The organism is Microbacterium sp. MYb66, from assembly GCF_002979435.1.
Taxonomy (GTDB): Bacteria; Actinomycetota; Actinomycetes; order Actinomycetales; family Microbacteriaceae; genus Microbacterium.
In genome coordinates this window covers 221,116-243,897 of sequence record NZ_PCOV01000002.1, presented here as the reverse complement: position 1 = coordinate 243,897, position 22,782 = coordinate 221,116, and the positions used below count along the sequence as shown (strand labels likewise).

23 protein-coding genes are annotated in these 22,782 nt (G+C 69.9%); 17 read left to right on the top strand and 6 right to left on the bottom strand.

Annotation, left to right across the window (positions count from 1 at the left end; all coding sequences use genetic code 11):
• Positions 1-36 precede the first annotated feature (36 nt).
• Positions 37-1,056, bottom strand: a complete 1,020-nt coding sequence (locus tag CQ045_RS04990; RefSeq protein ID WP_105721583.1) for a GNAT family N-acetyltransferase — start codon at positions 1,054-1,056, stop codon at positions 37-39.
• Between the two features lie 87 nt (positions 1,057-1,143).
• Between CQ045_RS04990 and CQ045_RS04985 the strand changes: the two genes are divergently transcribed.
• The 11 genes from CQ045_RS04985 to CQ045_RS04935 all read left to right on the top strand — a co-directional run bounded on the left by CQ045_RS04985 (position 1,144) and on the right by CQ045_RS04935 (position 10,906).
• Positions 1,144-1,476, top strand: coding sequence for a PadR family transcriptional regulator (locus CQ045_RS04985; RefSeq protein WP_105722150.1), 333 nt, complete (start codon positions 1,144-1,146; stop codon positions 1,474-1,476).
• A 1-nt stretch (position 1,477) separates the two neighbouring features.
• Positions 1,478-2,473, top strand: coding sequence for a permease prefix domain 1-containing protein (locus tag CQ045_RS04980; protein ID WP_105721582.1), 996 nt, complete (start codon positions 1,478-1,480; stop codon positions 2,471-2,473).
• Between the two features lie 84 nt (positions 2,474-2,557).
• On the top strand, positions 2,558-3,478 hold the full coding sequence (locus CQ045_RS04975; RefSeq protein ID WP_105722148.1) for a 1,4-dihydroxy-2-naphthoyl-CoA synthase: 921 nt from the start codon (positions 2,558-2,560) through the stop codon (positions 3,476-3,478).
• Positions 3,479-3,491: 13 nt separating this feature from the next.
• Positions 3,492-4,646 carry an AMP-binding protein gene (locus tag CQ045_RS04970; RefSeq protein WP_105721581.1) on the top strand — a complete coding sequence of 385 codons (1,155 nt, stop codon included), beginning with the start codon at positions 3,492-3,494 and terminating at the stop codon, positions 4,644-4,646.
• A 26-nt stretch (positions 4,647-4,672) separates the two neighbouring features.
• A complete protein-coding gene (locus CQ045_RS04965; protein WP_105721580.1) occupies positions 4,673-5,464 on the top strand; it encodes a class I SAM-dependent methyltransferase in 792 nt (263 codons plus the stop codon).
• Between the two features lie 58 nt (positions 5,465-5,522).
• Positions 5,523-6,701, top strand: a complete 1,179-nt coding sequence (locus CQ045_RS04960; protein WP_105721579.1) for a sensor histidine kinase — start codon at positions 5,523-5,525, stop codon at positions 6,699-6,701.
• Positions 6,698-7,333 carry a response regulator transcription factor gene (locus tag CQ045_RS04955; protein ID WP_105721578.1) on the top strand — a complete coding sequence of 212 codons (636 nt, stop codon included), beginning with the start codon at positions 6,698-6,700 and terminating at the stop codon, positions 7,331-7,333. Before CQ045_RS04960 ends, CQ045_RS04955 begins: the two co-directional genes overlap by 4 nt.
• A gap of 130 nt (positions 7,334-7,463) precedes the next feature.
• On the top strand, positions 7,464-8,225 hold the full coding sequence (locus CQ045_RS04950; RefSeq protein ID WP_105721577.1) for an ABC transporter ATP-binding protein: 762 nt from the start codon (positions 7,464-7,466) through the stop codon (positions 8,223-8,225).
• A complete protein-coding gene (locus CQ045_RS04945) occupies positions 8,222-9,682 on the top strand; it encodes an ABC transporter permease (protein WP_105721576.1) in 1,461 nt (486 codons plus the stop codon). The genes CQ045_RS04950 and CQ045_RS04945 overlap by 4 nt, the downstream gene beginning before the upstream one ends.
• A gap of 18 nt (positions 9,683-9,700) precedes the next feature.
• On the top strand, positions 9,701-10,360 hold the full coding sequence (locus CQ045_RS04940; RefSeq protein WP_105721575.1) for a 2-phosphosulfolactate phosphatase: 660 nt from the start codon (positions 9,701-9,703) through the stop codon (positions 10,358-10,360).
• A gap of 129 nt (positions 10,361-10,489) precedes the next feature.
• Positions 10,490-10,906 carry a DUF3054 domain-containing protein gene (locus tag CQ045_RS04935; RefSeq protein WP_105721574.1) on the top strand — a complete coding sequence of 139 codons (417 nt, stop codon included), beginning with the start codon at positions 10,490-10,492 and terminating at the stop codon, positions 10,904-10,906.
• A 7-nt stretch (positions 10,907-10,913) separates the two neighbouring features.
• Here the strand turns inward: CQ045_RS04935 and CQ045_RS04930 are convergent, their stop codons facing one another.
• The 4 genes from CQ045_RS04930 to CQ045_RS04915 all read right to left on the bottom strand — a co-directional run bounded on the left by CQ045_RS04930 (position 10,914) and on the right by CQ045_RS04915 (position 14,280).
• Positions 10,914-11,402 (bottom strand): SprT-like domain-containing protein, encoded by a 489-nt coding sequence (locus CQ045_RS04930; RefSeq protein ID WP_105721573.1) that lies wholly within the window; start codon positions 11,400-11,402, stop codon positions 10,914-10,916.
• 46 nt (positions 11,403-11,448) lie between these two features.
• A complete protein-coding gene (locus tag CQ045_RS04925) occupies positions 11,449-11,976 on the bottom strand; it encodes a hypothetical protein (RefSeq protein ID WP_105721572.1) in 528 nt (175 codons plus the stop codon).
• A gap of 165 nt (positions 11,977-12,141) precedes the next feature.
• Entirely contained in the window at positions 12,142-13,002 is an 861-nt protein-coding gene (locus tag CQ045_RS04920; protein ID WP_105721571.1) for a spermidine synthase, read from the bottom strand.
• Between the two features lie 30 nt (positions 13,003-13,032).
• On the bottom strand, positions 13,033-14,280 hold the full coding sequence (locus tag CQ045_RS04915; RefSeq protein WP_105721570.1) for an LCP family protein: 1,248 nt from the start codon (positions 14,278-14,280) through the stop codon (positions 13,033-13,035).
• A gap of 207 nt (positions 14,281-14,487) precedes the next feature.
• On the opposite strand from CQ045_RS04915, the gene CQ045_RS04910 reads away from it, so the two are divergent.
• From CQ045_RS04910 to CQ045_RS04890, 5 genes are read left to right on the top strand one after another with little or no spacing between them, the layout of a single operon-like run.
• Positions 14,488-15,774, top strand: a complete 1,287-nt coding sequence (locus CQ045_RS04910; protein WP_105721569.1) for a sugar ABC transporter substrate-binding protein — start codon at positions 14,488-14,490, stop codon at positions 15,772-15,774.
• A 15-nt stretch (positions 15,775-15,789) separates the two neighbouring features.
• The gene (locus tag CQ045_RS04905; RefSeq protein ID WP_105721568.1) at positions 15,790-16,764 is read left to right on the top strand and encodes a carbohydrate ABC transporter permease; all 975 of its coding nucleotides are present in this window, start codon (positions 15,790-15,792) and stop codon (positions 16,762-16,764) included.
• Entirely contained in the window at positions 16,761-17,594 is an 834-nt protein-coding gene (locus CQ045_RS04900) for a carbohydrate ABC transporter permease (protein WP_105721567.1), read from the top strand. Before CQ045_RS04905 ends, CQ045_RS04900 begins: the two co-directional genes overlap by 4 nt.
• The gene (locus tag CQ045_RS04895) at positions 17,591-19,102 is read left to right on the top strand and encodes a glycoside hydrolase family 3 N-terminal domain-containing protein (protein WP_105721566.1); all 1,512 of its coding nucleotides are present in this window, start codon (positions 17,591-17,593) and stop codon (positions 19,100-19,102) included. The genes CQ045_RS04900 and CQ045_RS04895 overlap by 4 nt, the downstream gene beginning before the upstream one ends.
• Before the next feature lie 14 nt (positions 19,103-19,116).
• Complete coding sequence (locus CQ045_RS04890; RefSeq protein ID WP_105721565.1) at positions 19,117-19,983, top strand: MurR/RpiR family transcriptional regulator; 867 nt, start codon at positions 19,117-19,119, stop codon at positions 19,981-19,983.
• A 31-nt stretch (positions 19,984-20,014) separates the two neighbouring features.
• On the opposite strand, the gene CQ045_RS04885 is transcribed toward CQ045_RS04890, so the two are convergent.
• Positions 20,015-20,935 carry a sugar kinase gene (locus CQ045_RS04885; protein WP_105721564.1) on the bottom strand — a complete coding sequence of 307 codons (921 nt, stop codon included), beginning with the start codon at positions 20,933-20,935 and terminating at the stop codon, positions 20,015-20,017.
• A 164-nt stretch (positions 20,936-21,099) separates the two neighbouring features.
• On the opposite strand from CQ045_RS04885, the gene CQ045_RS04880 reads away from it, so the two are divergent.
• Entirely contained in the window at positions 21,100-22,773 is a 1,674-nt protein-coding gene (locus CQ045_RS04880; RefSeq protein WP_105721563.1) for an ABC transporter substrate-binding protein, read from the top strand.
• The last annotated feature ends 9 nt before the right edge of the window (positions 22,774-22,782 follow it).

Genomic DNA, 22,782 nt, shown 5'->3' with positions numbered 1-22,782 from the left:
CCATTCTGTCCCCGCGGAGTCTCTGACCGCCGCACGTCAGGCCAGGCGTTTCTGCAGCTCGCCCATCCGTTCGGTGGGGGTGAACCCGAGAAGGGTGTTGACGGCGAGCATGTGGGCGTTCGATTCGGCGTTGTAGGTGTAGACGGCCCGCGTCTGCGGAGCCGCGTGCTGCAGCAGGCGGAGGTTGGCGGCCTTCACCGCGGTGCCGAGGCGGTGGCCGCGATCGGCGCGGCGCACGAGTGTTCCCCACTGGTAGGCGTTGCCGTCGTCACCCGACACCACCAGTTGGGTGTAGGCGGCGGCATCGCCCTCCGGGGTGAGAGCGATCGTGCCGATCGACAGGCGGTGCTGTCGGACGAGGAGATCCTCGTGCTCGCGGATGCTCTCCACATCGGGCTTCGCGGGTTCGATGTCGAGATCGCCGCTGGGGGCCTCGGTGTCGATCGAGGCATCGAGGATCGCCCAGCCTTCGACGACATCATCCGGCACCGGGCCGACCCAGCTCCTGATCGTGTAGCCCTGGATCGCCGCCGCGACACCGCCGTCGATCCGGTCGAGCATCGCGGGCTCGACGGGGAGTGCGAGCCTGTTCTGCACATCGCCGAGGGCGAGCGCGAAGCCGTGGCGGCGGGCGAACTCCCGGCCGGGGTCTCCGGTGCCGTCGGGTCCGAGCTCGTACCGCCACGACGTGTCGCCCTGCGCGACGGTGCGTCCGGCCGCTGCGGCCTCACTCTCGAGGAAGGCGAGGGCGGCCGAGCCGATCCCGCGCCGGCGGTGGGCGGGCGGCACATCGATGTCGAGGTGCGCGACGTGCGTGTTGTCCTTCAGGGGGAGTGCGAGGCTGGCCGATCCCACCACGACACCGCCGTCGTGCAGGAGGAACGCGCGCCGCTCGATGACCCGTGAGTCCTGCTGAAGCTCGCTGCGGGTCTCCTCCCGGGACCAGACGGGAATGTCGTCCCCGCGGTCGGCCCGCTCGGCGGTTGCGTAGGCGTCCCACCAGTCATCCACCAGGGCAGCGTCGAACGGGTCGATGCGCGTGATCTCGAGCGTCATGTCTCCACGGTACTTCTCGCTCGAGTCTTGGATCGCGCATAAACGTGTGATTGACAATGGTGTGTGACGCACAGTAATGTGATCGACATGAACGAGATCCTCGACACGCATCTGCAGGAACTGCGCCGCGGCACGATCGTGCTGGCGTGCCTGCAGCTGCTGCGCACACCGGGCTACGGCTACGGGCTGCTCGAAGAACTCGAACGTCGTGGGTTCGCCACAGACGCGAACACCCTGTACCCGCTGCTGCGACGGCTCGAGAAGCAGGAATACCTCACGAGCGAGTGGAACACCGACGAGGCGAGACCCCGCAAGTTCTACCGCACCTCGGATGCCGGCATACGCCTCGCCGACACCCTCACCGACGAATGGCGGTCGCTCACCACGGCGATCGCCTCCCTCTCAGCAGAGGAGAACTGACATGACCACCACCGCCACGCTCACCGAGCGGTACATCAGCGCGACGATCCGCAGCCTCCGGCCCGAGGCGCAGGACGACGTCCGCGCCGAGCTCGAAGCCTCCATCGCCGACGCGATCGAGGCGCGGCTCGAGCAGGGGGAGGCGCCGGAAGACGCCGAACGGTCCGTCCTCACCGAGCTCGGCGACCCCGGAGTCCTCGCCGCCGGGTACGCGGATCGCCCGTTGTATCTCATCGGTCCGCGCTTCTATCTGACCTGGTGGCGGCTGCTCAAGCTGCTGCTGATGATCGTTCCGGTGTGCGTCCTCGGCGGTGTCGCACTGGGGCAGACCATCTCCGGTGCGCCGGTGGGCGAGATCATCTCGACGTCGATCGTGGCGACCGGCGGCGCGATCCTCCACATCTGCTTCTGGACCACGCTCGTCTTCGTCATCCTCGAGCGCTCGAACAGCACGACGGCGATCGAGAAGTGGGATCTGGACCAGCTGCCGGAGCCGACCGAGAAGGGAGTGGGGCGCAGCGAGCTGATCGCGTCGCTCGTCTTCCTGGGCATCGCGATCGGCGCACTCCTCTGGGATCGCTATCGCGGCTTCGTCCACGTGGACGGCGAGACGTTGCCGATCCTGAACCCGCAGCTGTGGCCGTGGGGGATCGGAGTCCTGCTCCTGCTCATCGTCGCGGAGGCCGTGTTCGCGGTCGTCCTCTACCGCAGGGGGCGATGGACCACGGGACTGGCCGTGGCGAACACGATCCTCGCCCTCGCGTTCCTCGCCTGGGTGCTCGTCCTGCTGCTGACCGGAGACCTGGTGAATCCGGAGTTCCTCGCGCAGGTCACGGCGGCGGGCGGCGAGGGCTTCGCGGCAGGACAGGCCGAATCGGCCGACGAGGGCGGGGTCTTCCGCATCCTCGCCGTCCTGCTGGGGTTCGGCATCGCCGCGGGTGTCGGGTGGGACATCGCCGACGGCTGGATCAAGACGGTCCGCGCTCGTCGTCGCTGACCACGTGCGATCGAGGAAGCGCCGTCCCCGCCGGGGCGGCGCTTCCTCCGTCGGCGGGGGCGGGCGAGGAATAGGGTGGATGCCGTGACCAGCGCATTCGTCTCCGACCTGTTCGACCCGGCCGAATGGGTGCTCGCACCCGGCGCTGAGGACTACACCGACATCACCGCGCACGTGTCGCACGACGGCGGCGTCGCGCGCATCGCCTTCAACCGGCCGGAGGTGCGCAACGCGTTCCGGCCGCACACGGTCGACGAGCTCTACCGCGCCCTCGACATCGCTCGGCAGGATGCGCACATCGGCGCGGTGCTGCTCACCGGCAACGGCCCCAGCCCGAAGGACGGCGGCTGGGCGTTCTGCTCGGGCGGCGACCAGCGCATCCGCGGGCGCGACGGGTACAAGTACTCCGACGCGGAGACGGCGATCGTCGACGGTGCCAGTCGCGCGGCGGTCGGCCGCCTGCACATCCTCGAGGTGCAGCGGCTCATCCGCTTCATGCCCAAGGTCGTCATCGCGGTCGTGCCCGGATGGGCGGCGGGTGGGGGGCACTCGCTGCACGTGGTGTGCGACCTCACGATCGCCTCGGCCGAAGAAGCCCGCTTCAAGCAGACGGATGCCGACGTCGGCAGCTTCGACGCCGGTTACGGCTCCGCGTACATGGCGCGCCAGACCGGTCAGAAGTTCGCCCGCGAGGTGTTCTTCCTCGCCGAGGAGTACTCCGCGCAGCGCGCGTACGAGGCCGGCGCGGTGAACCGGGTGGTGCCGCACGCCGAGCTCGAGCGCGAGGCGCTGAAGATGGCCCGCACGGTGCTGACCAAGTCGCCCACGGCGATCCGCATGCTGAAGTTCGCCTTCAACGCGGTCGACGACGGTCTGGTCGGTCAGCAGGTGTTCGCGGGCGAGGCGACCCGCCTCGCCTACGGCACCGACGAAGCGGTCGAAGGCCGCGACTCGTTCCTCGAGAAGCGCGACCCCGACTGGTCCTCCTTCCCCTGGCACTACTGAGTCGGAGGCGCTCATGACCTCGCTGATCCCCACGGATGCCGAAGACCCGGCTCTGCTGCGGGACGCTCTGCAGCGTGCGCTCGAGGGTGGTCCGGCACTGGGGCTCGGGATGGTGGCGGGTGCTCCCGAGAACGTGGCGGACGGCATCGCGGCCGTCATCGCGACCTCCGGGTCGAGCGGCATCCCGAAGCGGGTGGCGCTGAGCGGCGAGGCGCTGCGAGCGAGTGCCGAGGCCACGGCGGCGCGGATCGGCAGCGGACGCTGGCTGCTGGCGCTCCCTGCGGGTTACGTCGCGGGGCTGCAGGTGATCGTGCGGTCGATCCTGGCCGACACCGAGCCCGCACAGCTGGCCGGCCGTTTCTCACCGACCTCGTTCGCCGAGGCGACGCTCGCGATGCTGCGCCCCGCGCCCGGCACGGGCGTCCCCGACCTCTACACCTCGCTCGTCCCCGCCCAGGTCGCGACCCTGCTCGAGGCGTCGGACGACACCGCGGTACGGGCGGCGCTCACGGCGTACCGTGCGATCCTCGTCGGCGGGCAGTCGCTGCCGGAGCCGCTCCGCGAGCGTGCGGCCGACCTCGGCGCGCGGCTGGTGCGCACCTACGGCTCGACCGAGACCAGCGGCGGCTGCGTCTACGACGGCGTGCCGCTGGACACCGTCGCCGTGCGCACCGTCGACGGCGAGCTGCGCATCGCCGGTCCGATGCTCGCCGAGGGATACCTGGGCGACGGGTCGCTGACGGCGCGCACCTTCGTCCGCGACGAGCACGGCATCCGCTGGTACCGCACGGGTGATCTCGGTCTCGTGGAGGACGGGGTGGTGCGGGTGCACGGCCGCGCCGACAACGTGATCGTGTCGGGCGGGATCAACATCTCGCTCGACCGCGTGGAACGGATCGTCCGACGTATCGCGGGTCTGCATGAGGCCGTCGTGGTCGGCGTGGATGACGAGCACTGGGGTGAGGCATCGGTGATCGTCGCGGCGCGCGGCGAGGTGCTGCGGCGCAGCGAGTCCGAGCAGCTCGCGCACGCGCGCGAAGCCGTCGCGGACGAGCTCGGCAGGCACGCGCGCCCCACCCGCCTGATCGTGGTGGACGAGATCGAGGTCCTCTCCTCCGGAAAGCCCGATCGCGAGGCGATCCGGCGGGCGGTGGCGGACCTGCGCTGACGCGGGTCCCTGCCAGAATGAACCGCATGGCCTCGTACACCCATGGACATCATGAATCCGTCCTCCGGTCGCACAACGTGCGCGACATCGCGAACTCCGCCGGGTATCTCCGTCCGTACCTCACTCCCACCACTCGCCTCCTCGACGTCGGAGCCGGTCCCGGCACCATCACCGTCGACTTCGCAGCGCTCGTCGCGCAGGTCACCGCGACCGAGATCGACGAGGGAGCCCTGTCGCTCTCCCGGAGCCTGGCGACCGAGCGGGGACTCACGAACCTCGACTTCTCGATCGAGGACGTCCACGCGCTGACCTTCCCCGACGACACCTTCGACGTCGTGCACGCGCATCAGGTGCTGCAGCATGTCGGCGACCCGGTGCAGGCCCTCCGCGAGATGCGCCGGGTCGCCGTTCCCGGCGGTGTGGTGGCCGCCCGGGACGCCGACTACGCGGGCTTCGTCTGGTTCCCGGTCCTCCCGGAGCTCGACCGCTGGCTGACCCTCTACCGCGAGGCGGCGCGAGCCAACGGCGGGGAACCGGATGCCGGACGCCGGCTGCTGTCCTGGGCACGCGCCGCGGGCTTCGAGGACATCACGGCGACGGCATCCACCTGGTGCTACGCGTCCCCGGCCGAGCGAGCCTGGTGGGGCGGGATGTGGGCCGACCGCATCCTCGAGTCCGCGCTCACCCGCCAGCTCCTCGACAGCGGGATGGCGACCGGCGCCGACCTGCAGGAGATCAGTGACGCCTGGAAGCGCTGGGCCGACGACGGCGACGGATGGTTCCTCGTGCCGCACGGCGAGATCCTGGCCCGCGCGTAGGAGGGGGATACATCGCCAGGCGGATGTCCGTGACGGACTGCTCGCGTAGCGTGGGGGAGTGATCCGCCCGCTCTCCCGCATGGCGCTGACCCTCGACATCGTCGGGGCGGCGCTGCTCTTGCTCGTCCTGGCGCCGATGTCGCTCGTGTTCTACGGCCCGGGGGCCGGGAACCCCGCGATCGGCGGTGCGGCGGTCGCCGTCATCGTCTTCGCGAGCGTGCTGATGTTCGGCGGCGTCGCGATCGGACGCCTCGCGCCGGGACTCGCGCTCGCCGCGGCGTGGGCCGGTGCCGCGCTGCAGATGCTGGCCGGGTTCGGTCCGCTGCCGATCGACTTCGCGATCCTGCTTGTGCTGTACGCCACCTCCGCCTGGGGCACGAGACGCGTGCTCTGGTGGGGGTTCGCCTCCGCGCTCTCGGGCGGACTGGTCGCCGCGGTGTACATGGTCATCGTGAACGGCGTCGCGTTCGGCACCGGCACCGGGTGGGAGAAGGTCACGGCGGGCACGCTCCTGCTCATCGTCTCGGTGATGGCACTGGGGTTCGCCTGGGTGTGCGGCCTGCTGTGGAGGGTGGTGCTGCGTGCCCGCCGCACTCGCGCTGCTCAGCTGCAGGCGGAGTCCCTCGCCGTCGAGGAACAGGAGCGCGTGCGCATCGCCCGCGACATGCACGACATCGTCGCGCATTCCCTCGCCGTCGTGATCGCGCAGGCGGACGGGGCGCGTTACGCCGCCGCTGCGAAGCCGGAGGTCGCGACCGAAGCCCTCGGCACGATCGCCCATACGGCCCGCGGGGCCCTGAGCGATGTGCGGATGCTGCTCACGCAGCTGCGCCACCGTCAGGGCGACGGGCCCCAGCCCACGCTCGCCGATCTGGAGGCATTGTTCGCGCAGGTGCGACAGGCGGGCATCGAGCCCCGGGTTACAGTCGACCCGATGCCGCCGGGGGAGCCGCCGGGGAGCATCCAACTGGCGGTGTACCGCATCCTCCAAGAGGCTCTCACGAACGCGATCCGCCATGGCGACGGAGCCGTCGACGTGCACCTCGCGTGGCTTCCGGATCGCGTCGACGTCGACGTGCGGAACACGGTCAAGGGCGGTGCGTCGGTCGCGCCGGGCGGACACGGCGTCATCGGCATGCGCGAACGGGCGCAGCTGGTCGGCGGTAGTCTGCAAGCCGAGCATCGCGGGGCGCAGTTCGTCGTCCACGCCACGCTCCCGATCGGAGTCTCCGAATGATCAGAGTCGTGCTCGTCGACGACCAGGCGCTGTTCCGCGCCGGAATCCGGATGCTCGTCGCCTCGCAGCCCGACCTCGACGTGGTCGGTGAGGCGGGCGACGGCAAGGAGGCGCTCGAGGTCGTGCGCACGACTCGTCCCGACGTGGTGCTGATGGACATCCGGATGCCGGTCATGGACGGGCTCACCGCGACCGCCGAGATCCTCGCGAGGCCGGAGCCGCCGCGCATCGTCATGCTCACCACCTTCGACCTCGACGAGGCCGCGGCGCGGGCGATCCGACAGGGTGCGAGCGGCTTCCTCCTCAAGGACGCCGACCCGGAGTTCCTGCTCGCCGCGATCCGCACGGTGCACGCGGGGTCGAGCGTCATCGCGGCCTCCGCGACACGCGACCTGTTCGAGCACTTCGCCGAGCCGCCCAAGCCCGTGCCCCCGCAGTACTCCGATCTCACCGAGCGCGAGCGGGAGATCTTCGCGCTCGCCGCCCGAGGCCTCTCGAATGCGGAGATCGCCGGCCGGGAGTACCTGAGCGAGGCGACCGTGAAGACGCACATCAGCCGCATCCTCACCAAGCTCGCGTTGCGCGACCGCGTGCAGCTCGTCGTGTTCGCGTTCGAGCACGGCCTCGCCTGATCGCCCCGCCCGCCTCGCTGTTGCCTCGTCGGTGGGGTGGGGCGGCACCGGAACGATCATCCTTGCGATGTATGCGGATGCTCCCGGTGGGCGATGACCCGCGCGGGCCTGCGGAAATAGCGTCGAAGGCATGGAGATCACGACCACCGACCTCGGGCTCGCCGCCCGCGTCCAGCACCTGAAGAAGACCTACGGTTCCGGTGAGGGCACGGTCCGTGCGCTCGACGACGTCAGCGTGGGCATCCGCCGCGGGCAGTTCACCGCGATCATGGGGCCCTCCGGCTCCGGCAAGTCGACCCTCATGCACATCATGGCGGGGCTCGACAGCCCGACGGAGGGGCGGGCCTGGATCGGCGACACCGAGATCACCGGGCTCGGAGACATCGACCTCACGATCCTGCGGCGCCGCCGTGTCGGCTTCATCTTCCAGGCCTTCAACCTCGTGCCCACCCTCGACGCGCTCGGCAACATCATGCTCCCGTTCGAACTCGACGGCCGTCGACCGAGTGCGATCGAGCGAGCGCGCATCGACGGACTCGTCGAGACACTCGGTCTCGGCTCGCGTCTCGCCCACCGTCCCCACCAGCTGTCCGGCGGCCAGCAGCAGCGGGTGGCGATCGCCCGGGCCCTCGCCACCGCACCGGATCTGGTGTTCGCGGATGAGCCCACCGGCAACCTCGACTCGAAGACCGGGCGCGAGGTGCTGCGACTGCTCGCCACCGCGAGTCGTGAGCACGGACAGTCCATCGCGATGGTCACGCACGACGCGATCGCCGCGAGCCACGCCGACCGCGTGCTCTATCTCGGCGACGGTCGGATCGTCGCCGACCACCCGCGACAGACGGCCGAGCAGATCTCCGCATACATGCTCGCCGCCGAGGTGGCGGCATGACCGCCGTCGCCACAGTCGTCCCCGAGACGCGGGCGACCGGACCGCGTCTGAACTGGCTGCGCGATCGGGGGATGGGCGCCAGCATTCTGGTGGCCGCCCTGTCGGCGGCATTCGGCGTGCTGCTGGTCGAGATCACCGCCTACATCGGAGCCGTCCTGCAGGCCGACCCCTTCATCGGCGACAGCGGCACGCTCGCCTTCGTCGTCGCGCTGCTCTCGGTGCTGCTGACCGTGGTCGCGATGTACGTCGCCGCGATCGTCACGGCGAACACGTTCTCGACGATCATCGCCGGCCGCACCCGGCGCATCGCGTTGATGCGGCTGATCGGGGCGACCGCGCGCGCGCAGCGGGCCCAGGTCGGGAAGCAGGGGCTCGTCGTCGGGCTCCTCGGTGCGGCGATCGGCCTGCTGGCCGGTCTCGTGCTCGCCGTGATCGGGGTGCAGATCGGCGGCCAGCTGATCGACAACGCTCCCACCGACTTCTCGCTCGCGCAGCCGTTCGTCGCGCTTCCGGCGATCGGCGTCGCCCTCACGACGTGGGCGGCGGCCTGGGCCGGCTCCCGGCGTGTGCTGTCGGTGACCCCGCTGCAGGCGCTGGGCGGCTCGGTCGAGCGGACGCACGACGAGGTCTCCGGCAAGCCAGGGCGGCACATCGGCGCGTGGGTGCTGCTGATCGCCGGTGCCGCGCTTCTGGTCGGGGGAGTCCTGATCGGGCTCGTGACACCGCTCGGCGTCGTGGTCGCCTTCTTCGGAGGTGTGCTCTCGTTCACGGGCCTCGCCCTCGGATCCGTGCTGTTCATGCCGCCGGTGCTGCGTCTGGTGGGTCGGATGTTCGGGTCGAGCGCCACGGCGCGCCTCGCCGCCGAGAACGCACTGCGCTACCCGGAGCGGTCGTCTCGGATGGCGATCGGCGTGGTGATGGGCGTGACGCTGGTGACGATGTTCGCCGTCGCGCTCGAGTCCGCCAAGCGTCTGATGATGAGCCAGGTCACCGGGGAGGTGCCGGAGGAGTTCTTCGCGCCGATGGACGCCTTCGCCGCGGTGATGATGGTGCTCGTCGCGGTGTCTGCAGTGATCGCGGCCGTCGGCCTCGTCAATCTGCTGACGATCGGCGTCGTGCAGCGTCGTCGCGAGCTGGGGCTGCTGCGATCGATCGGCCTGTCCAACCGTCAGGTGCGGACGATGGTGCTGCTCGAGGCCACGCACATCACCGTTGCCGCGACGCTGACCGGGCTCGTGCTGGGCGTCGTCTACGGCTGGATCGCGGCGCAGTCCCTGCTCGGCTCGGTCCCGACCCTGCCGGAGTTCACTCCGGCCGGACTCGTGGCCCCGCAGATCCCGTGGGTCCCCGTGGTGATCATCGTCCTGGCGACGGCCGTCCTCACCCTGGTCGCCGCCGCGACACCCACCAGACTGGCCACGCGCGTGGCTCCGGTCGAGGCGCTCGCCGCCGACTGACAGCCCTAGGCTGGACGGATGCCGTCGCCGTTCGATCAGTCCACGTATCAGGTCCGTCTCGACTGGGGTACCGCGGGAATCGCCCGGCTCGCCCCCGCCGACATCGTCGTGGTCGTCGACGTGCTGCGTTTCTCGTCCACGGTGATCGATGCGGCGGTCGCCGGTGTCGAGGTCGATCTGGCGGATGCCGAGGGCTGGTCGCGGAACGGCGCGGCCGTTGCCGCCGCGGCGCCGACGGGCGCGACCGTGCTCGTCGGCGGCATCCGCAACGCCTCGGCCGTCGCGCGGGCCGTGCAGACGATCCAGGAGCGCCGACAGCAGCGGACCTCGGTCGCGGTCATCGCGGCAGGCGAGGCCGACGCCGCGGGGACGCTCCGGTTCGCGGTCGAGGACCAGCTCGGGGCGGGCGCGATCATCCTCGCCCTCTCGGATCGGGGTATCGATCACACCGCACCGGATGCGGCGGTCGCTGCCGAGGGCTTCCGTGCGCTTCGCGGGGCGCTGCGGCACATGATCGGTGCGAGCGGATCCGGTCGCGAGCTCGCCGCCGGTGTGGATGCCACCGACCGCATCGAAGCATCCGGCCTGGTGCCGACGTCGGTGGCCGAGGCGGCCGTGCTCGACGCCGTCGATGTCGTGCCGGTGCTGCGCGAGGGATCCTTCACGCGCTTCGAGTGAGGCCGGAACGTCCGGGAGGACTCCTGCGGGGGCGGACTCTCGTGGCGGGATCGTCTTCCCGTCACGGAGAAATCCGCCGGATGCCGCGGGGCAGGCGCTCCTGCGGCTCAGGCCACGTAGGGTCGTGGCATGAGGTACCTCCCCGCTGTCATCGTCGACGTCGTGCTCGTACTGATCTTCGCCGCGATCGGTCGCGCGTCGCACGACGAGAACCCCGCCGGGTTCCTGCTCACCGCCTGGCCCTTCCTGGTCGCCCTGCTCGTCGGGCACCTCGTCGCCGCGCTGCTCCCCGGCAGGCCGCGTCGGCCGTGGTCGGTGCTGTGGGGAGCAGTCGTCTGGATCGTGACGGTCGCCGGCGGGATGCTCGTCCGGGTGCTCAGCGGCGACACGGCCGAGGCGCCTTTCATCATCGTGGCGACCCTCGTGCTCGGCGTCTTCCTGGTGGGGTGGCGTGCCGTCGCGGCGCTGCTGCGTCGACGCCGCAGCTCGACGACGGCGGACGCAGCGGACGAGGGATCCGAGGACCTCGACGGTTCGCCGGCCTGAACTGCTCTCAGCGCGGCATCTGTGCGGCGAGCTTGGCGTCGGTGGAGATCTCCCGGCGCGTCCACGCGAACACGTGCCTGGCGTCGAACGTTCGGGAGCAGCGGGCGCACGAGGTCGCTCGCGTGGGGCGGCGGTGCCGGTAGGTGACGTGTCCCGCGGGGCAGCTGCCCACCCAGGGGGCGAGCTCGACCGCCGTCTCGCCGTGATGTGTGGTGCCGCCGACGTAGCCGAGGTCGAGCGCGACGCGCTTCCACGCCGGGCCGTGGGCGGCCGCGTGACCGGCGAGGGCGTGCGCGACCTCGTGCAGCAGCACCTGGTGGATCTCGTCGTCGTCGAAGCGCGCGGCGAGATAGCGGGAGACGGTGATGCGCTTCTTCGTGTAGTCGCACTGTCCGGCACGACGCTTGGCATGGTCGAAGCCGAAGCTCCAGCTGTCATCGAGATGCAGCGTGATCAGTGCTTCGCCCCAGACGCGCACACGGTCGAGTTCCGCCATGCGCTCAGGTTAAGGCATGCGACCGACATCGCGGTCGCATGAGGGCTCAGCCGGCGACGAGCTGGGACGGACGGCGGCGTTCGGCCGCCTCGATTGCGAGCAGCGCCGTCTCGAGTTCACTGTCCTCGGCACCGGACTCGCGCCGCAGGAACAGCGAGAGCTTGAAGCTCTCGCGGGCGGTCTCGTAGTCGCCGGCGTCGTAGGCGTTCTTCCCGTGATGCTGATACGCGAAGGCCGCGATCGACAGCCACCGCTGTCCTTCGGCCTCGGTCGCGCAGGTCGCGAGCTCCTGCTCGGCGGCGGCGTGCGCACCTCGGTACTGCAGGACCGTGGCGTGCAGCACCCGCGCCCGCAGCACGTCCTTGCGAGTGCCGGCCATACGCGCCTGGCGCACTGTCTCGTCGGCCAGCGCGAGCGACTCGTCCAGCCGGTCGAGCACCTTCAGGAGCCAGACCCGCTCCAGCAGGGCGGGCAGGCTCCGCTGCGATTCGATCTCCGCGAGACGCCTCGCGCACTCATCGAGATCGACCACCTCGCGGAGGGTCTCCTGGTCGTATCCCCGGATGAAACTCATTGCTCTCCTTCCGCAGCGTCCCCGTCCAGTGTGCCTTCCGGTCACGCACTCGTCGGGGCGGCGCGCCCTGGTCGCGGCATCCGGTCCTCGACACGCCGCTCGGGATCCATTCCGGTCCTCGCCGGGGCCGTCGATGCGTCGTCGATGAGCCCGGCGAGGGCGGCTTCAGCGCAGGAAGAGAGAGGCGTCGGGGCGAGGGGAGGCGACGGCATCGGCGTCCGTGACGACGCGCGCGCCCTGCACGAACGCGTCGACTTCGGCGCCCTGGGCGATCTTCGCGGGGTGGGGTCCGGCCGCCAGCATCCGCGGCAGCCATTCGGTCGGAAGCGGAGAAGCGGATGCCGCGATCACCAGGTTCCCGAACCGCCGTCCTTTGAGCACCTGCGTGTCCGCGAGGATGCCGATCTCCGGAAGCACCTCCGCGATGGTCGCGGCCTGGCGGCGGGCGAATGCCAGGCCGGGACCGTCGGCCACGTTCACGAGCAGCACGCCGCGGGGTGCGAGCAGTTCGGCGAGCTCGCGGTAGAACTCGACGCTCGTGAGGTGAGCGGGCGTCTGCGCCCCCGAGTAGACATCGGAGACGACGAGGTCGCACGTCGCGCGCAGGGCACCCGGCAGGCGGCGCACGCCTTCACGGGCGTCGCCGATCCGGATCCGGATGGCCGCGCCCTTCGGCAGCGGAAGATGCTCGCGGACGAGCTGGGCGAGCGGGGCTTCGAGCTCGATGACCTGCTGGCGGGACCCGGGACGCGAGGCGTCGATGTAGCGGGGGATCGTGAGCGCGCCGGCACCGAGGTGAACGGCGGTGAGCGGTCCTTCCGGGAGCTGGTCGATCACTGCTCCCATCCGCACGATGTACTCGAAGTGCAGGTGGGTGGGATCGTCGAGGTCGACGTGCGACTGCGGGGTGTCGTCGACGATCAGCTCGAAGCCGCTGGTGAACTCCGACGGCACGATGCGCGCGATGCCGCCGTGATCGAGTCGAGCCTGCGGATGCTCGGTGTCTCTCGATCGCGTCCGGCCCATGGGCACGAGCCTACGCGCTGGGCGCCGGGCTCACCGCTGATTGCCGACCGAGCACGTCTCCTGCTCCAGGGTCTGTCCCGAGATGTCCGGCGGCAGCGTCGTCCTGACCTCGGGTGCCGCTGTCGCGTTCGGGTCCGGCGCCTCCTCGGGAGCGGGCGTCACGAGCTCGACGCCGCGGTGCGTGGTGACGTCTCCCGTGAGCTCGAGCGGCTGACCCGACTTCACCGCGGCCCACAGCGCGTCGGCGGCCACCTCGTTCGGAACGACCTTGTCATCGTCGTCGGGGTCGGTCACGTTCGGGTACTGCACGAACACGAAGTCGCTGAACCGCACGTCTCTCAGCGCGAGCGCGAGCTGGGCCAGGCGGACGGGGTTGCTGAGCTCATCGCTGGGGTCGATGTTGTCGGCGATCGCGCTGGCGAGGCGCAGCACCTTGGGCGGGTCGGTGAGCGTCTCCTCGCTGAGCACCTTCTTGGCGAGCCGCGACATGTACTGCTGCTGGTTCGAGATGCGCGCCAGGTCGCTCTCGTCGCCGACGCCGTGTCTGGTGCGGATGAACTGGAGCGCCTCGACCCCCGAGACGATGCGGTTGCCCGCTGGCCAGTCGATGCCGGTGTGCCGGTCGCGGATGCCGTTGCCGGCGATGCACACCTCCACACCGCCGATCGCGTCGGTGACGGCCATGACTCCGTCGAAGCTGATCTTCGCGGCGAACTCGATCGGGATGTCGCCCATCTCGCTCACGGTCTTCGCGACGCAGGACAGACCGGCATGGTCGAAGAGCGAGTTGATGGACGCCTTCGACATCGCCGAGGCCACGGACCCGTCCGGACGCGTGCACTCCGGCACCTCGACGCCCAGGTCGCGGGGGAGCGAGACCACCGTCACGTTGCGCGGCTCCGCGGACACGTGCACGAGGAGGTTGACGTCGTTGCGGCTGCCCTCGTCGGCCTCGGAGCATCGCTCGGCGAACAGCTCCGTCGCCTTCGCTCCGCATTCGTCGGTGCCGATGATGAGGATGCTGAACGCCTTGTCGGCGGGATAGGCGCCGAGCGTCGGCGGGTCGACCTCGGGGGCACCCTCGAGTGCGACCGCGTCGTCGCCGACCCGGTTGAACACGTCGACGAAGAGGAAGGCCCCTACGGCGACGGCGGAGACCGTCACGACGCCGAGGGCGATTCCCAGGAACTTCAGCAGGGTCGAGAGGGCGCTGGGTGTCGGCAGGGTCGCATGGCGCGCGACCGTGGCACGGTCGGCTTCGTCTTCGCGGCGGAGCATGCCCGCGAGCCTACCGGCGGGACCTTCGGGCGGACCGCAGGTCGAGCCTGGGCAATCCCTGGGAGAAGGCGCCGGGAGGCCGATGTTACGGCCGCGTGACGATTGTGAGAGGAACTTGCAGGTAATTAGTTAGTCGTGGATACTTTTTCCTAACCCCCGGTGAGTACCCGATGCTTGCCAGGACTTTTCAAAGAGGAGATCCCCGCAATGCACAAGCGCATTCTCTCGGCCGTGGCGCTCGGCGCCGTGGCCACGCTCGCCCTCGCCGGCTGCGCCGGCGGCAGCGACAACGGCTCTGCCGACGGCGAAGGCCAGGAGCTCACCGTCTGGATCATGAAGGGCACCAACCCTGACGCGACCGCCTTCTACGACAAGGTCTCCGAGGCCTTCGAGAAGGAGACCGGGGCGACGGTCAACATCGAGGAGATCCAGTGGGCCGACGCCCACGACCGCTTCGTGACCTCCATCGCCGGCGGCACGACCCCCGACGTCGCCGAGACCGGCACGACCTGGACCGCCGAGTTCGCCGATGCCGGCGCGCTCCTCCCGCTCGACGAGTACGTCGACGCCGAGAAGGGCCTGCGCGACGACCTCGTCGAGGGTCTCGCGGTCGCGGGCACCTACGACGAAGAGCTGTACGGCATGCCCTGGTACGCCGGCGTGCGTTCGATCGTCTACCGCGCCGACGTGTTCGAGGAACTCGGTCTCGAGGCCCCGAAGACGTGGGACGACATCGTCGCCGCAGGTGAGGCCATCAAGGCCGCCAAGCCCGACATGCTGCCGTTCCCGGTCGCGGGCGACGCCGAGTTCCAGGTCTACCCCTGGGTCTGGGGCGCCGGCGGCGAGATCGCCACGAAGGACGGCAAGACGTGGACCAGCGAGCTCGACAGCGAGGAGTCGCAGGCGGGCATCGAGTTCTACACGGGCCTCGCCACCGAGCACGGCTTCTCCTCCGCGGGTGCCACCACCTGGAAGGAGACCGACCTCCGTGACGCGTTCACGCAGGGCAACGTCGCCATGATGCTCTCGGGCTCGTGGACGCCGAAGTCGCTCATCGAGGCGAACCCCGACCTCGAGGGCAAGATCGGCGCCGCGGTCATCCCCGGTGAGGACGGCGGCATCGCTCCCTCCGTGCTCGGCGGATCGCACCTCTCGGTCTTCAACACGACCAAGAACGCCGACCTCGCGTGGGAGTTCGTCAAGCTCATGAGCACCGGCGAGTTCGCCGAGCAGTGGTCGAACGAGACCGGCTACTTCCCGGGCGTCCAGTCCGCGATGGAGGAGGCACTCGCCTCGACCGACCCGCTCGTCGCACCGTTCGCCGAGCAGATGGTCGACGGCGGAGCATCCGTTCCGGTCACCCCGAACTTCGGCGCCGTGCAGGCGAAGAAGACGACCAACTCCATGATCCAGGCCATCCTCAGCGGACAGAAGGACGTCGCGACCGCGACGAAGGACGCCGCTGCCGAGATGACCGAACTGCTCAACCAGTAAGGAAGCATCCCTTCCATGTCGATGGTGCAAGCGCCACTGCCGGCCACGAAGGCGGAGTCCCCCTCCGCCTCCGTGGCCGGCGGCCGGAAGCGTCGCGGTCTCTCGATCGTCGCGGCCCGCCCCTGGCTTCTTCTCGCGCCCGGGCTGGCCATCCTCGCGGTGCTCATGCTCTGGCCGCTCGTCCAGGTGTTCCTCTACTCGCTGCAGGACTACGGTCTGCGCGAGATCAACACCGGGGAGAACAACTGGATCGGTCTCGACAACTACGTCGAGGCGCTCACCAACCCGACTCTGTGGACGGTGGTGCTGCCCAACACGGTCGGGTTCGCCGCCGTCGCGGTCTTCGTCACCGTGGCCGTCGGCACGCTTGTCGCCCTGTTGCTCGCGCGCCTCGGCACCACCTGGCGTGTGATCGTCTCCAGCTGCATCATGGTCGCCTGGGCCATGCCCGCGGTGACCGGCACCTACGTCTGGACCTTCATCTTCGATGCCGATCGCGGCATCTTCAACTCGGTGCTCACCGACCTCGGCCTGATGAGCGAGCCGGTCAACTGGTTCACGAACCAGTGGTCGTTCTACGCCATCGTGCTGCTGAACGTCGTGCACCACGGATTCCCGTTCGTCGCGATCACGGTCCTCGCCGGCCTGCTCGGCGTCTCCAAGGAGATGCTCGAAGCCGCGGCCCTCGACGGCGCCGGCGCGTGGCGTCGGTTCTGGAAGATCATCTTCCCCACGCTCAAGCCCGTCTTCTCGGTCGTGATCATCCTCTCGACCATCTGGGACTTCAAGGTCTTCGCGCAGGTGTATCTGATGCCCGGCGGTGGCGGAGGCAACCGCCAGGTGCTCAATCTCGGTGTCTGGTCGTATGTGGAGTCCTTCGGGCAGAACCGCTACGGCTTCGGTGCGGCGCTCGCCGTGCTGCTCACGCTCGTGCTGATCGGAATCACGATCGTCTACATCCGCTCCCTCATGAAGGAGGACGAGCTGTGAACCCGCGTCCCAGGCTCCGCTCCCGCATCGGACTCGGCATCGCGGTCGCCGCCGTCCTGATCTTCACGCTGTTCCCCGTGTACTGGATGGTCTCCAGCGCGTTCGACGGCAAGGCCTCCAGCGGTGGGCAGTCGCTGCTCCCGCAGGAGTTCACGTGGGACAACTTCGCGTTCGTCCTCACCGACGGCGGCTTCGGCACCTACCTGCGCAACTCCGCGATCGTGGCGCTGGTCACGGTCCTCGTGAGCGCGCTCGTCTGTCTGCTCGCCGCCGTCGCGGTCGCGCGTTTCAAGTTCAAGTTCCGCACCATGATCCTGATGATGATCCTCGTCGTGCAGATGGTGCCGCTCGAGGCTCTCGTGATCCCGCTGTTCCTCCAGGTCAAGAGCCTCGGCCTGCTCAACAGCATCCTCGGCCTCATGGTCGTCTACGTCGCCCTCTCCCTCGCGTTCGGCATCTGGATGCTGCGCGGATTCGTCGCCGCGGTCCCGGTCGAGCTCGAAGAGGCTGCATACATCGACGGCGCCAGCTGGTGGCGGATGTTCCGCTCGGTGCTGCTGCCGCTGGTCATGCCCGGCCTCGTCGCGACCAGCATCTTCAGCTTCATCACGGCGTGGAACGAGTTCATCTTCGCCATGACGATCCTCGGAGCGCAGACCGACCAGTACACGGTCTCGATCGGTCTGAAGTCGTTCTTCGGCCTGCACTCCAACGACTGGGGCAGCATCATGGCCGCCTCGACCATCATCACCGTGCCGGTCATGATCTTCTTCGTGCTGGTGCAGCGCAAGCTCGCCTCCGGCATGGTCGCGGGAGCTGTGAAGGGATGACCGACGACCTCGAACGCCTCGCGAACGGGGTGCTGTGGCCGGGGTTCTTCGGCACCGAGGCGCCCGAATGGCTGCGCGCCGAACTGCGCGACGGTCTCGCCGGGGTGGTCTACTTCGGCCAGAACGTGGGCGACGGCCTCGCCGACCTCAGCGCCGACATCCTCGCGGCGAACCCCGACGCCCTCATCGGCATCGACGAGGAGGGCGGCAGCGTCACCCGTCTCGAATCCGCCACCGGGTCGACCGTGCCCGGTGCGGCTCAGCTCGGACTGCTCGACGACCTGGTCGCGTCGGAGATGACCGGCGCCGAGCTCGCTCGTCGGGTGCGAGCGGTGGGCGCGAACGTGGTTCTCGGACCGGTCGCCGACGTCAACACCGATCCCCGCAACCCGGTCATCGGGGTGCGGGCCTTCGGCGACGACGAGGCGCTCGTCTCCCGTCACGTGGTCGCGACGATCGACGGCATCCAGGATGCCGCTGTCGCCGCGTGCGTCAAGCACTTCCCCGGCCACGGCGACACCCACATGGACTCGCACCATTCGCTCCCCGAGATCACGCTCGATCTCGAGGAGTTCGAGCGGGTGCACCTGGAGCCGTTCCGGGCCGCGGTCGACGCGGGTGTCGACGCCGTCATGACCGCGCACATCGTGGTCCCCGCGTGGGGCGAACAGCCGGCGACGCTCAACCCGCGCGTGCTCGGCATCCTGCGCGACTGGGGATACGACGGTGTGATCATCACCGATGCCCTCGACATGGCCGCCATCCGCGAGACGGTCGGACTGGGCGGGGGAGCAGCCCTGGCGTTGGCCGCCGGTGCCGACCTGCTCTGCATCGGCAACCCGACGAATCCCGGCGACGCCGCGCTCCCCGATCAGGACCAGCAGGACTTCCGCGCCGCGAGAGATGGGATCGTCGCCGCGCTGCGGGACGGCTCGCTCTCCCGGGCTCGCGTCGAGGAGGCCGCCGGGCGGGTCGCCGCACTCGCCGCCAAGCTCCACGCGGCCGCTGAGCGCGACCACGAGCCGACCGACGGCTTCGACGCCGCCGAGATCGTGCGCCGTGTCGTGACCGTCTCGGGCGATGCTCCGGAACCGGCATCCGAGCTCGCCGTCATCGACGCGCGACGCCGGTCGACTCTGGCCGTGGACAGCGCGGGTTCCTACGTCGCGAGCGCGCTCGCGCACGACGGCCTGCGCGTGCGCCTCGATGTCGCCTCGAGCCCACTGGCCGAGCAGGACCGCGTGCTCGACGAGGTCGCCTCGGCTCCGGGGTTGACGGTGGTGCTGATCGACAGACCGGACACGGATGCCGCGCAGCGCGCCCTCGTCGAACGCGCGGCCGTGCGCGATCCCGGTGCGGTGGTCGTCAACGTCGGCCTTCCCACGAGGGACCGGCTGCCGCTGCCGACCATCGAGGTCGCCGCAGCCAGTAGGCTCGGTGCGCAGACGGCACGCGAAGCACTCCTGGGGAGCTTCGCCGCGCAGCAGAGGATGACCGGCGCCGGCTGAGACAGGATCCCTCCATGGACGATGACGTTCTCGCTCGGGTGCGACGCTCCCTCCCGAAGGTGAGTGCCGCTGAGGCGCGCGTCGCCGAGACGATCCTGGGGGATCCGACGCTCGTCGTCGACCTGGCGATCAACGATCTCGCCCAGCTCTGCCGCACGTCGCTGTCTACGGTCGCCCGCTATGCCCAATCGCTGGGGTACAGCGGCTACCGCGAGCTGCGCGTCGCGGTGGCGCGCGCGATCACCCTGGCGCAGGCCCAGCAGGCGCGGTTCGGCCTGGACACCACCGCGATCGACCCGGATGACGGGCCGACCGCGATCGCCGCCAAGCTCGCCGCGCAGGAGATCGACGCGATCGAGAAGACCGCACTCGCCCTCGACGCCGTCGCCCTCGACCGCGTCGCTCGTGCGGTCGTGGACGCCCGCCACATCGACCTGTTCGGCCAGGCGGCCTCGTCGCTGACGGCGCAGGACCTGCAGCTGAAGCTGTCGCGCATCGGATGCTCCGTCTCGCACTCGCCCGACCCGCACCTCGCGGTGACCACGGCCTCGCTGCGGACGGCCGATGACGTGGCGATCGCGTTCTCCCACGGCGGCGAGACCGCGGAGACGCTGCGTGCGCTCGAGGTGGCGCGCGACGCCGGTGCGCTGGCGGTCGCGGTCACCAGCGCCCCGGAGTCGCCGTTGGCTCTGGAGGCGGATGTCGTGCTGCTCACGCACGCGCACGAGTCGCCGTTCCGGATGGCTGCGATGTCGAGCCGGATCGCGCAGCTCGCCCTCGTCGACGTGCTGTTCGTGCGCGTCGTGCAGCACCGGGGAGAGCCGGTGGCCATCTCGCTGCAGCGGACGCACGACGCGGTACCCACCCGCCGCAGCACCTGACAGCGGGCGCCCTCCGCCTGTGGCGCGCAGCTCAGTCGACGTGGTCGCGGGTGCTGGCGAGTGCGCGGGTGGCGATGCGGTGACCGCGGGCCAGGCTCCCGGTCAGGGACAGGCCGGTGAGCACTCCGGCGAGGTAGCCCGCGGCGAACGCGTCTCCGGCGCCGATGGTCTCCACGACGGGCGCATCGAGAGCATCGCTCGCGGCGCTCTCGGAGCCGTCGAAGGCCACGGCGCCGCCTGAGTCGGTGACCAGCAGATGGCGCGGCCCGGGGAAGAGCGCGCGCAGCTCCTGCGCATCGCTGGTGCCGAAGACCGCTTCGGCATCCGACCGGGTGCAGAACACGATGTCGGCGCGACTCGCGAAGTCGGAGACGATCCTCCTGCCCTCCGCCTCACGGCCGCGCCAGAGTGCCGGCCGCCAGTTCAGATCGAAGCTGAGCAGCCGGTCGGGTCGCCGCTCGGCGTACAGCGCCTCCTGGGCGGCCAGGGTCGAGGGCGACAGCGCCGGCGTGATCCCGGAGGTGTGCACGAGCGCGGCCTCGGCGAGCAGCGCGGCTGCCGTGGGCGAGGCCAGCGTCTCCGGTGACATGGCCGCGGCGGCCGAACCCGCGCGGTAGTAGTGCATCGTTCCGTCGACCGCGCCGTCCGCGCGGGTCGTGAGCTCTTTGACGTAGAGCCCGGTGGGTGCTTCGTCGTCGATCTCCACCGCGGAATCATCGACGCCGTGGGCGCGCAGCTCCGCGGTGAGGAAGCGACCGAATCCGTCGTCGCCGACGCGGGACACGACGGACGTGCGGATGCCGGCCGATGCCAGGGCGATGGCGGTGTTCCACTCCGCCCCGGCGAGGGAGCGGTGGAAGGTCCGGCAGTCCTCCAGCGGCCCTGCCGCCGCGGCGACGAGGGCGACCAGGCCTTCGCCGAAGCAGACGGCGAGCGGGGTGGAGTCGGACACGATCTGGACACTACCGGATCGGCGAGGGGCGCGCCGATACCGGATTGCAACCTGGATCCGTTTGGCATCTGAGGATCTGCTGGGTACCGTCGAGGGATCACCGTCCCCGAGGCGACGAAGCCTTGGGAACGCGCAACGAAGCGCCCGACAGGGAAGGTCACACAATGCACCAATCAGTCACGCGTCGGCGAGGACTCATCGCCGTAACCGGAGCCACCATCGCCGCTCTCGCCCTCGCAGGGTGCGTCGCGAGCGAGCGGGGAGACGAAGGGTCCGAGGGGTCAGGAGATGTCGACGGGACGTTCGTCTTCGCCGCATCCTCCGACCCGGCGAGCCTCGACCCCGCGTTCGCGCAGGATGGCGAGAGCTTCCGTGTCTCGCGGCAGATCTTCGAGGGACTCGTGGGCACGGAGCCCGGCACCGCCGATCCCGCCCCGCTCCTCGCCGAGTCGTGGGAGTCGTCCGAGGACGGCATGTCCCACACGTTCGCGCTGAAGGAGGACGTGACCTTCCAGGACGGCACGCCGTTCAACGCCGAGGCGGTCTGCGTCAACTTCGACCGCTGGTTCAACTGGACCGGTCTCGCCGCCTCCGAGGCCTTCGGCTACTACTACAACAAGCTGTTCAAGGGCTACGCCTCGAACGCGGCCGACGCCGTCTACAAGTCCTGCACGCCCGATGGCGACTACTCGGTGACGGTCGAGCTCAACAAGCCGTTCGCCGGCTTCGTCGCCTCGCTCTCACTCCCGTCGTTCTCGATGCAGAGCCCTTCGGCCATGCAGGAGTTCGGTGCAGACGAGGTCGGCGGCTCGGCGGAAGCGCCGCAGCTGTCCGAGTACGCGATGGGGCACCCGGTCGGCACCGGCCCCTACCAGTTCGACGAGTGGGCTCCGGGCGAGCAGGTCACGCTCAAGGCCTACGACGGCTACTGGGGTGAGGCCGGACAGATCGACGAGATCATCTTCCGCACGATCGACGACCCGACCGCGCGCCGCCAGGCACTCGAGTCCGGTTCGATCGACGGCTACGACCTCGTCGGCCCCGCCGACACCAAGGCACTCGAGGACGACGGCTTCACGATGGTGTCCCGCCCGCCGTTCACGATCCTGTACCTCGCGTTCAACCAGACGGTTCCCGAGCTGCAGGACCCGAAGGTCCGCGAGGCGCTGTCCTACGCGGTCGACAAGGACGCGCTGATCAGCCAGGTGCTCCCCGAGGGCACCCAGAAGGCGATCGAGTTCGTGCCCGAGGTCGTCAACGGCTACAACCCCGATGTCACGACCTACGACTACGACCCCGAGAAGGCGAAGTCGCTGCTGGCGGAGGCCGGCTACGACGAGGCGAACCCGCTGAAGCTCACGTTCAACTACCCGGTCAACGTCTCGCGTCCCTACATGCCGGACCCCGAGCAGATCTTCACCGTCCTGTCGTCGCAGCTCGCAGAGGTCGGCGTCGAGACCACCCCGGTCTCGGAGGAGTGGGTCGAGTACCTCGACCGCACCACCGGCACGTCCGACCACGGCATCCACCTGCTCGGCTGGACCGGCGACTACAACGACACCGACAACTTCGTCGGCGTCTTCTTCGGTCAGAAGAGCTCCGAGTGGGGCTTCGACAACCCCGAGCTGTTCCAGAAGCTGACGGAGGCGCGCGGCGTCTCCAACCTCGAGGACCAGACGGCGCTGTACGAGGAGATCAACGAGATGGTCGCGCAGTTCATCCCCGGGGTCCCGCTCGCGCACCCGGCGCCGACCCTGGCGTTCGACCCCCGCGTGAAGAGCTACCCGGCCAGCCCGGTGAACGACGAGGTCTTCACGGACATCGTCCTCACCAAGTAGGCCTGACCA

Excerpts from the sequence above, each read along its gene's own strand:
- CQ045_RS04990 (WP_105721583.1), bottom strand. The coding sequence starts at position 1,056 with ATGACGCTCGAGATCACGCGCATCGACCCGTTCGACGCTGCCCTGGTG.
- CQ045_RS04985 (WP_105722150.1), top strand. The coding sequence starts at position 1,144 with ATGAACGAGATCCTCGACACGCATCTGCAGGAACTGCGCCGCGGCACG.
- CQ045_RS04980 (WP_105721582.1), top strand. The coding sequence starts at position 1,478 with ATGACCACCACCGCCACGCTCACCGAGCGGTACATCAGCGCGACGATC.
- CQ045_RS04970 (WP_105721581.1), top strand. The coding sequence starts at position 3,492 with ATGACCTCGCTGATCCCCACGGATGCCGAAGACCCGGCTCTGCTGCGG.
- CQ045_RS04965 (WP_105721580.1), top strand. The coding sequence starts at position 4,673 with ATGGCCTCGTACACCCATGGACATCATGAATCCGTCCTCCGGTCGCAC.
- CQ045_RS04955 (WP_105721578.1), top strand. The coding sequence starts at position 6,698 with ATGATCAGAGTCGTGCTCGTCGACGACCAGGCGCTGTTCCGCGCCGGA.
- CQ045_RS04950 (WP_105721577.1), top strand. The coding sequence starts at position 7,464 with ATGGAGATCACGACCACCGACCTCGGGCTCGCCGCCCGCGTCCAGCAC.
- CQ045_RS04945 (WP_105721576.1), top strand. The coding sequence starts at position 8,222 with ATGACCGCCGTCGCCACAGTCGTCCCCGAGACGCGGGCGACCGGACCG.
- CQ045_RS04940 (WP_105721575.1), top strand. The coding sequence starts at position 9,701 with ATGCCGTCGCCGTTCGATCAGTCCACGTATCAGGTCCGTCTCGACTGG.
- CQ045_RS04935 (WP_105721574.1), top strand. The coding sequence starts at position 10,490 with ATGAGGTACCTCCCCGCTGTCATCGTCGACGTCGTGCTCGTACTGATC.
- CQ045_RS04930 (WP_105721573.1), bottom strand. The coding sequence starts at position 11,402 with ATGGCGGAACTCGACCGTGTGCGCGTCTGGGGCGAAGCACTGATCACG.
- CQ045_RS04925 (WP_105721572.1), bottom strand. The coding sequence starts at position 11,976 with ATGAGTTTCATCCGGGGATACGACCAGGAGACCCTCCGCGAGGTGGTC.
- CQ045_RS04920 (WP_105721571.1), bottom strand. The coding sequence starts at position 13,002 with ATGGGCCGGACGCGATCGAGAGACACCGAGCATCCGCAGGCTCGACTC.
- CQ045_RS04915 (WP_105721570.1), bottom strand. The coding sequence starts at position 14,280 with ATGCTCCGCCGCGAAGACGAAGCCGACCGTGCCACGGTCGCGCGCCAT.
- CQ045_RS04910 (WP_105721569.1), top strand. The coding sequence starts at position 14,488 with ATGCACAAGCGCATTCTCTCGGCCGTGGCGCTCGGCGCCGTGGCCACG.
- CQ045_RS04905 (WP_105721568.1), top strand. The coding sequence starts at position 15,790 with ATGTCGATGGTGCAAGCGCCACTGCCGGCCACGAAGGCGGAGTCCCCC.
- CQ045_RS04895 (WP_105721566.1), top strand. The coding sequence starts at position 17,591 with ATGACCGACGACCTCGAACGCCTCGCGAACGGGGTGCTGTGGCCGGGG.
- CQ045_RS04890 (WP_105721565.1), top strand. The coding sequence starts at position 19,117 with ATGGACGATGACGTTCTCGCTCGGGTGCGACGCTCCCTCCCGAAGGTG.
- CQ045_RS04880 (WP_105721563.1), top strand. The coding sequence starts at position 21,100 with ATGCACCAATCAGTCACGCGTCGGCGAGGACTCATCGCCGTAACCGGA.